Source organism: Rhodoferax sp. (assembly GCF_028689305.1).
Lineage (GTDB): Bacteria > Pseudomonadota > Gammaproteobacteria > Burkholderiales > Burkholderiaceae_C > Rhodoferax.
Genome location: NZ_JAQTWM010000034.1, coordinates 25,911 through 34,110 on the forward strand (window position 1 = coordinate 25,911; position 8,200 = coordinate 34,110).

General features: G+C 64.5%; 11 protein-coding genes. 3 read left to right on the forward strand and 8 right to left on the reverse strand.

The window, feature by feature from the left end:
• Nucleotides 1–90 precede the first annotated feature (90 nt).
• Together PHW99_RS09025 and PHW99_RS09030 are read left to right on the forward strand one after the other, a co-directional pair.
• On the forward strand, nucleotides 91–471 hold the full coding sequence (locus PHW99_RS09025; protein ID WP_300175922.1) for a hypothetical protein: 381 nt from the start codon (nucleotides 91–93) through the stop codon (nucleotides 469–471).
• 50 nt (nucleotides 472–521) lie between these two features.
• Nucleotides 522–770, forward strand: a complete 249-nt coding sequence (locus PHW99_RS09030; RefSeq protein WP_300175924.1) for a DUF3297 family protein — start codon at nucleotides 522–524, stop codon at nucleotides 768–770.
• Nucleotides 771–800: 30 nt separating this feature from the next.
• On the opposite strand, the gene menA is transcribed toward PHW99_RS09030, so the two are convergent.
• From menA to purE, 4 genes are read right to left on the reverse strand one after another with little or no spacing between them, the layout of a single operon-like run.
• A complete protein-coding gene (gene menA / locus PHW99_RS09035) occupies nucleotides 801–1,718 on the reverse strand; it encodes a 1,4-dihydroxy-2-naphthoate octaprenyltransferase (RefSeq protein ID WP_300175926.1) in 918 nt (305 codons plus the stop codon).
• Between the two features lie 14 nt (nucleotides 1,719–1,732).
• Nucleotides 1,733–2,746, reverse strand: a complete 1,014-nt coding sequence (locus tag PHW99_RS09040) for an L-threonylcarbamoyladenylate synthase (RefSeq protein ID WP_300175928.1) — start codon at nucleotides 2,744–2,746, stop codon at nucleotides 1,733–1,735.
• Between the two features lie 28 nt (nucleotides 2,747–2,774).
• Nucleotides 2,775–3,977 (reverse strand): 5-(carboxyamino)imidazole ribonucleotide synthase, encoded by a 1,203-nt coding sequence (locus PHW99_RS09045; protein WP_300175931.1) that lies wholly within the window; start codon nucleotides 3,975–3,977, stop codon nucleotides 2,775–2,777.
• Entirely contained in the window at nucleotides 3,974–4,468 is a 495-nt protein-coding gene (purE, locus tag PHW99_RS09050; protein WP_300175934.1) for a 5-(carboxyamino)imidazole ribonucleotide mutase, read from the reverse strand. The genes PHW99_RS09045 and purE overlap by 4 nt, the downstream gene beginning before the upstream one ends.
• 40 nt (nucleotides 4,469–4,508) lie before the next feature.
• Between purE and trxA the strand changes: the two genes are divergently transcribed.
• Nucleotides 4,509–5,465 (forward strand): thioredoxin, encoded by a 957-nt coding sequence (trxA, locus tag PHW99_RS09055; RefSeq protein WP_300175938.1) that lies wholly within the window; start codon nucleotides 4,509–4,511, stop codon nucleotides 5,463–5,465.
• 42 nt (nucleotides 5,466–5,507) lie between these two features.
• Here trxA and PHW99_RS09060 read toward each other — a convergent pair whose 3' ends face one another.
• The 4 genes from PHW99_RS09060 to PHW99_RS09075 all read right to left on the reverse strand — a co-directional run.
• On the reverse strand, nucleotides 5,508–5,894 hold the full coding sequence (locus PHW99_RS09060; RefSeq protein ID WP_300175941.1) for a ribbon-helix-helix domain-containing protein: 387 nt from the start codon (nucleotides 5,892–5,894) through the stop codon (nucleotides 5,508–5,510).
• A 98-nt stretch (nucleotides 5,895–5,992) separates the two neighbouring features.
• Nucleotides 5,993–6,574 (reverse strand): DJ-1/PfpI family protein, encoded by a 582-nt coding sequence (locus PHW99_RS09065; protein ID WP_300175944.1) that lies wholly within the window; start codon nucleotides 6,572–6,574, stop codon nucleotides 5,993–5,995.
• A 189-nt stretch (nucleotides 6,575–6,763) separates the two neighbouring features.
• Entirely contained in the window at nucleotides 6,764–7,531 is a 768-nt protein-coding gene (locus PHW99_RS09070; protein ID WP_300175947.1) for an SDR family NAD(P)-dependent oxidoreductase, read from the reverse strand.
• On the reverse strand, nucleotides 7,524–8,200 hold a 677-nt coding region (locus PHW99_RS09075; protein ID WP_300175950.1), incomplete at its 5' end, for an amino acid permease. The genes PHW99_RS09075 and PHW99_RS09070, both read right to left, overlap by 8 nt.

Genomic DNA, 8,200 nt, shown 5'->3' on the forward strand with positions numbered 1-8,200 from the left:
TTTCTTCTTTGTGTGGCTGCAGTCGGCGTGTCTCTTGGCTTGACGTCGACCCCAGTGGGCGCACAACCGTTGCCGTCAACATCGAGAACCGTGTTCAAGTGCCAAGTAGCCGGCAAGATGGTCTATTCCGATTCACCCTGTCCAGGCGCCCAGCGGCTGGAAGTGGAACCCACACGCGGCCTCAACAAAACCTCTGGCCGCGAGGTCATCGGACGCGATGTCCAGCGCGAACACCATCGGGAGATTTTTGCCGACGCCGTGCGTCCGCTCACCGGCATGGATGCCAGGCAGCTCGACGCCCTGAGCCGACGCATGAAACTCACCGCCGGCACGCAACAAACGTGTTCCCGGCTGGACACCCAGATACCTGCTGCAGAGAAAGAGGAGAAGCTGGCCCCACCGCCGGCCCTGGCAGACGTCCAGGCCCGCTTGTTGCGCCTGCGCCAGGACTACCGGAAACTGGGCTGCTGACATGGTTGAAAATACACCCCTGTTCGCATTGATTGAAAAAACCGCCTCCCATGACCGACACCACCACTTATCCCCCGCTGCCTGACCACCTCTCGATTGACCCACGCAGCCCACACCATGTGGCCGCCGTGTTCGAACACAACGTGGGCATCCGCTTCAATGGCAAACCCCGCATGGACGTGGCCGAATACTGCATCAGCGAAGGCTGGATCAAGGTGCCGGCCGGCAAGACGCTGGACCGCAAGGGCCAGCCGCTGATGATCAAGCTCAAGGGCCAGGTCGAAGCGTTTTACGACTAAGCGGCCATTGGCGCCTGAGCCGGCGGTCACTCAACTGCCCAGCAGCCGCGCCAGCACCGCCCCGGCCGACAGCAGCACGGCAAAACCCAGTTCCAGCCGGAACACCCGAAACAGGATGGTGTTGTAAGCCGGTCCTGGTTGACACTGGCGGAAGTCGCGGTACAGTCCGGCCACCGTCGGTGCCAGCAGCCACGGCAGCAGCAGGGGCCAGCCGGCCGACGCCATCAACAACACCAGGACAAACGGGCCGACCAACAGCCCGGCCAGCAGCCAAGCCGAGGCCCGCACCCCAAACAGGGCGGCGAACGTACGCCGTCCGACCTGGCGGTCGTGTTCCAGATCACGATGGTTGTTCACTGCCAGCGCCGCCGCCGCAAGGCTACCCACCGCCAGCGCCGCCAACACGCTGACGACGCTGGCGCCACCGGTGAGCAGCCAGTCGGTGCCGAGCACCGCCACCAGACCAAAAAACAGCAGCACCGTCAACTCTCCCAAGGGCGTGTAGGCGATCGGCTTAGGCCCGCCCATATAGGCCAGCGCCGCCGTCAGGGAAGCCACACCAATGGCCAGGACCGGCCAGCCGCGCCAGACCACCAACGTCAACCCCAGCGCGGTCGCCAGCAGACACAGCCCCAGAATGACCCGGCGCACCGTGGACAGACGCAGCCAGCCCTCGGCGGTGGCACGTGGCAACCCGATGCGTTGCCCGACCCGCTCACCGCCACGGGCGGTGAAGCCGATGTCGTTCTGCAAATTGGTGATGATCTGCATCAGCAGTGCGGCAGCCAGCGCCAAAGCCGTCAACACCACCGGCAGCTCCCCGGTGCGCCAAAACCCCATGGCCGCCCCAACCGCTACCGGACCCACGGTCAGCGGCAGGCTGGCGGGCCGAAAGGCCGCCTTCCACGCTTGCCAGGAGCCGGGCTGGATGACGGTGCCGGACGCCATGCCGCGCCAAGGCCTCAACTGGCTGCGCGCTGCAGCCGGTCACACACGCCAGCCCAAGCCGGGGTGTCGGGCGGCGTCTCGATCCAGATCACCTGCACACCCTGGGCGTCAAAATCACGCAGCACGGCAAACAGCTGCTGCGCCGCGCTGACCGCGTCGTCAGGCATGCGCCGATACAGCACATGACGGGAGGGGCTGCCCGTCCCGCCACGACAGTAAAGGCCGATGGCCGGACGCCCGTCGGCCTGGCCTGTATCGTGGCCCAGCAGGTCAAGCGCAGTCTGCAAGGCCGGTGCCACCATCAACCGCACCTTGGCACGCGGGGCGTAGTGCGATGCCAGCGTGCCGGAGGCCTTGGGCGCCGCCTGGGCCAGTGCAGTCACCTCGTCTTTTTGCAGCACCCGCAGGCCACACGCGGCCTGAACCTGATCGGTCGTGATGGCCCCCGGACGCAGCAACACCGGCTGGCCACGTGTGCAGTCGATGATGATGGACTCAATCCCCACACTGCACGGCCCCCCGTCGAGAATCAGCAAATCATCGCCAAATTCACCGGCCACGTGCTCGGCCGTGGTCGGGCTGACGCGGCCAAACTGGTTGGCGCTGGGCGCAGCCACCCCCCACACGCCGACCGCAGCGCAGGCCTTGAGCAGCGCCTGCGCCACCGGGTGCGACGGGCAACGCAGGCCGATGCTGCCCTGCCCCCCGGCGGCGGCTGCGGCCACACCCGGGCGGCGCGGCAGGATCAAGGTCAGCGGGCCAGGCCAGAAAGCCGCCATCAGTGCAGCGGCAAAGTCCGGGATGTGTGCCGCGTAATGGGCAGCCGCTGTGGCATCAGCCACATGCACAATCAGGGGGTGGTCAGCCGGGCGCCCCTTGGCGACAAAAATCTGCGCCACCGCAGCATCATTGTCCGCATCGGCGCCGAGGCCGTACACCGTCTCGGTTGGTAAGCCAAACAACCTTCCAGCCCGGACAGCGTCTACACAAGCCGCTATTGATTCAGAAGCATTTCCGGGTAGGATCATGCGGCCACCTGGTTGCCAAGCCGCATGCTCAGAACGCCTCGATGCCCAGCACGCGGGCCGCTGCCAGCGCTGTGGCATGGGCCTGGCTGGCGCTCTCGGCGGTCACTGTCAGGTGGCCCATCTTGCGGCCCTTGCTGGCCTTGAGCTTGCCATACAGGTGCAAGTGAACGCCGGGCAGCGCCAGCACCTGGTCCCAGGGCGGTGTGACCCCGTCGACCCACAGGTCGCCCAGCAGATTGAGCATGACCGCCGCGCTGTGCTGGCGTGGCTGCACCAGCGGCAGCCCGGTCAGGGTACGCACCTGCAGCTCGAATTGCGACACGTCACAGGCGTCCAGTGTGTAGTGGCCACTGTTGTGCGGGCGTGGTGCCATTTCGTTCACCACCAGGGCACCCAGGGCGTCGCGCTCGGGCGAACCCTCGGCCAGCACAAAAAACTCGACGCACAAGACTCCCACGTAACCCAATTCTTCAGCTATTGATTTGGTAGCTAGAACTGCTTGTTCTACCTGGGCTGGGGGCAGATTTCCTTCATAAGCCTGGGTAACGGCCAGAATGCCCTGGCGGTGCAGGTTGAGCTGCGGCGCAAAGTTCACACACGCGCCGTCCCAGCCACGCGCCACGATCACCGAACACTCGGCGGCCAGCGGCAGCATCTGCTCCAGCACACAGGGCACACCGTTGAGCGCCTGCCAGGCGCTGGTCAGCTCGGCGCGGCTGCTTACCCGCACCTGGCCCTTGCCGTCGTAACCCAGGCGGGCGGTTTTCAGGATGCCGGGCAACAGCTGCTCAGGCACTGCTGCCAGTTGCTCGGCGTTTTCAATCACGGCATAAGGCGCCACCGCCACGCCGCCGCGGGCCAGATGGGCCTTTTCCTGGATGCGGTCCTGGGCAATCGCCACCGCGTCCGCTGCCGGTGCCGTCGGACGCACGGCGCCCAAGGTGCGCAGGGCCGGCGCCGGCACGTTCTCGAATTCGGTGGTGATGGCCGCGCAGCGTTGCATCAGCTGGGCCAGGCCCTGCTGGTCCAGGTAGTCGGTCTGGACATGGTAGTGGCTGACCAGCCCGGCCGGGCTGATGGCATCCGGGTCAAGCACCGCGGTGAAATAGCCCATGGCCTGCGCGGCCTGTACAAACATGCGCCCGAGTTGGCCACCGCCCATCACGCCAAGCGTGGTCTGCTGGTCGCCGCTGACACCCGCACTGCCTGGCAACAGAATCTGGCGGCTCATAAGGCGGGCGGCAGCGTCATGTCGCGCGCCGTCTGGGTTTGTGCCGCCCGGAAGTCTTCCAGCCGGGCCCGCAGCACGATGTCGGTGTTGGCCAGCATGGCCACGGCAAACAAGGCCGCATTCGCCGCCCCGGCAGCGCCAATGGCAAACGTGGCCACCGGAATGCCCTTGGGCATCTGCACGATGCTGTGCAGCGAATCCACCCCGCTGAGGTGTTTGCTGGCCACCGGCACGCCCAGCACCGGCAGCGTGGTCTTGGCTGCCAGCATGCCTGGCAGGTGCGCGGCCCCGCCCGCCCCGGCAATGATCGCCTTGAGGCCACGGCCAACCGCCGTTTCCGCGTAGGCAAACATGTCATCGGGCATGCGGTGGGCCGATACCACCCGCGCCTCGTGCGTGATGCCGAACTGTTGGAGAATGTGGACTGCGTGTTGCATGGTGTCCCAGTCCGAGCTGGAGCCCATGAGCACACCGATTTGAATTGAGTTCATTCCTGAATTTTACGTTTGACCCCCGATACCCGGAGCCACCATGATTGATGTGACCCTGCAAAACTTTGAAACCGAGGTGATTGCCGCCTCCATGACCACCCCGATCCTGATCGACTTCTGGGCGCCGTGGTGTGGCCCGTGCAAGTCGCTCGGCCCGATTCTGGAGCAGGTGGAAGAGGCTTACCAGGGCCGTTTTACCCTGGTCAAGATCAACTCCGACGAGGAGCAGCAACTGGCGCAGGCGTTTGGTATCCGCAGCATTCCCACCTGCATCCTGATGATCGGTGGCAAACCGGTAGATGGTTTCACCGGCGCGCAAGGTGCGGCGCAGGTGCGCGCCTTTCTGGACAAACACCTGCCCAGCGAGGGGGAACTGGCCGCCGAAGCCGAAACCGACGCCGCCCAGGCGCTGCTGCAGGCCGGCGACCCACAGGCGGCGCTGGAAAAACTGGCCGACGCGCTGGCCACCGACCCGGGCAATGACGACACCCGTTATGACTACATCCGCCTGCTGATCGAACTCGGTGGCCATGAGGAGGCCGAGGCCGCCCTGGCCGCCAAACTCGGCGAAATTCCGCGCCAGTTGCGTTTTGAGGCGTTGAACCAGTGGCTCAGCGCCATCAAATTCATCGCAACCAGTGACTATGCCACCTGGGCGGTCGAGCAGTTTGATGACAAGATTGCGGCCAACAAACGCGACTTTGACACCCGCTTTGCCAAGGCCCGCCTGTTGATGGCGCTGGGCGAGTGGACCGCCGCGATGGACGAATTGCTGGAAATCATCATGCGTGACAAGAAGTGGGCCGAAGAGGCTCCGCGCAAGGCCTTTGTCGCCATTCTGGAACTGCTGACACCGCCCAAACCCAAAACGGTCAGCCAGGCCACGGGCAAGACCGCTGGCGGCATCGAGGTGCTGGGCAAGACCGCCGTGCAGGAAGACCCGCAGGCGGCCCTGGTATCGAGTTACCGGCGCAAGTTGAGCATGATGCTCAACTGAGCCGGGCTGGCGCAGCCGGCCTGCCGTGCGCCGGGGCGGTCGTCAGGCCGCCTGCACCACCGGCCGCTGCCGCGGCGCCATCGCCAATGGCCAGCATTCGCTGGCCAACACCCGCTGGGCATTCAGGCTGGCAATCGGGATCGAGCCGTCCGACGGAATGCCCCCAGACAACAACAGGGCCAGATAACGCCCGCAGCACACCCGCAGGAACGAGGCGAAGTTGTCCACCGCACCACGCGCCTCGATCAGCTCGTCATAGAGCTTGGTGCACAACTGCGGCACACTCATGCCGTCGCGCCGGGCAATGTCGTCCAGCACGTTCCAGAACAGGTTTTCCAGCCGGATGCTGGTGGCGACACCATGCAGGCGCACCGAGCGGGCGCGGCAGTCGTACAAATGGGGGTCGGCGTTGATAAAGACCTGGCACATGGGGCGGCTCCGTCGGTGGGCATGAGGTGATCAGCATGCCGACGCGGCAAACACCGGTCAATGCGGACAAACCAGAGGCCCGCCGCGGCCGGGGGACATCACAACGTGATCCGGGTGCCCAGCAGCGCCAGAAACTGGGCCATCCAGGCCGGGTGCGCCGGCCAGGCCGGGGCGCTCACCAGGTTGCCCTCGGTGAAGGCACCATCAATGGCGATGTCGGCATAGGTGCCGCCCGCGCGCTCCACCTCAACGCGGCAGGCCGGATAGGCCGAACAGGATCGGCCCTTGAGCACGTCCGCACCCGCCAGCAGCTGAGCGCCGTGGCAAATGGCGGCCACCGGTTTGTTGCTGTCAAAAAAGTGGCGCACCATGGCCACCACCGCCGGGTAGCTGCGCAGGTATTCCGGGCCGCGGCCACCGGGGATCACCAGGGCGTCGTAGTTTGGCGCCGCGATGTCGGCAAAAGTGGCGTTCAGCGTGAAGTTGTGGCCGGGTTTTTCGCTGTAGGTCTGCGCCCCTTCAAAGTCGTGGATGGCGGTCTTGATCTGGTCACCGGCTTTTTTGTCCGGGCAGACCGTGTGCACCGTGTGCCCCACCGCCAGCAAGGTCTGGAACGGCACCATGGTTTCGTAGTCTTCACAGTAATCACCACAAATCATCAAGATCTTCTTGGCTGCCATATCGGTCTCCTGTTGGTTGTTGAACGGGAGCCCATTCTTGTCCGCTGGCCAAGGCTTGTGGTGGTATCTGGTTGTGACAGGGCGGCTGGTAGCCAGGCACCAGAAACACACACATATCGCTATCTAATTAATAGCAATATGTGCATATTTCAACCGGGCTAGAGGCATGTTTCGTTGATAAATGCAGCCTCAGACGGCGGTGAACCCGTTGTCCACAAAAAGCTGGGCACCATTCACGAAGCTAGCCTCGTCGCTCACCAGAAACAGCGCCGCGGCGGCCACCTCCTCTGGTTCACACATGCGGCCTTGAGCAGCCGCCATGGCGGCATCAGACACGTCCACACCCATTTTTTGCAGCGCATCGACCTCACGCAAACCATGCGGCGTGCGGATGAACCCCGGGCATACCGCGTTGCAGCGAATACCGCGGTCACGGTACTCCACTGCAATGGCACGGGCAAACATGTGGCAAGCCCCTTTGGTGGTGTCATAGAGCACCTCACCCGGGGTAGCGGCCACTGCCGAGATGGACGAGGTGCAGACGATTGCGCCCCTCCCCTTGACCAGCATGTGTGGCAACACGGCCCGGGTCACCAGATACATGCTCTTGACGTTCACCGCCATCAGGTGATCCCAATCATCTTCGGTGGTCTCCAGAAAGGGTTTCACCACAATCGAACCAGCGTGGTTGAACAACACGTCGATCGTGCCCCACTGCTGCACCACCTGTGCCACCGCCTGTTCGACAGCCGCGGCGCGAGACACATCCGCCACCACCACCAGCGCCTGGCCGCCGGCATCACGCACCTGTTGCGCGGTACGCTCAGCCTCTGCGGCGTTGATGTCCAGAATGGCCACCCGCGCACCCTCCGACGCAAACAGTCTGGACGCCGCACCGCCCACCCCGGTGGCACCACCTGAGATCAGGGCCACCCGGTGGCGCAGCCGCTCACCCATGGCTGGTCTGCTCGGCGGCGGCCAGCGCCTTTTCGGCGGCGGCAATTTCGGCCTGCAGACGGGCCACTTCTTCGCCCATCGGCGGGCCTTTGAAGCGGCGGCGCTCAAAGCCGAACCAGATGACCGAGGTGGTCGCCAGGAACACCAGCGTGATCCACAAGGCCGCGTCATTGGGAGGTTGCACACCCAGATAAAACACCAGCGCGATGGCAGCCATCGTCAGCACGCCAACCACCCGGTACATCGGCCCCATATCCCACGGCCCCATCTTGGTCCAGCTGCGCTGGTAGGCAAACAGGCCGGCAATGACCGGCAGGCCATACGACAGAAAAATGAAGATGACCGTGACCGACACAATCGTGGCGTAGGCCGGGGTGTAAAGCGTGAAAGCAATCGACACGATGCTGGCGGTCCAGATCGCCGCCACCGGTGTACGGAAGGTGGCGTGCACCCGCTTGAGTGCGCTGGAGGCGGGCAGCCCCCCGTCACGTGAAAAAGCAAAGATCATGCGCGAGGCCGAGGTCACCGTGGCCAGGCCGCATAACAACTGGCAGACAAAAATCAACACGTACAGCACCACTTTCAGCGACACCGGCAGCACGGCGTCCAGCGTCACAAAAAACACGTTCCAGCCACTGGCAGCAGCCTTGTCCATATCAGGAATCGCCA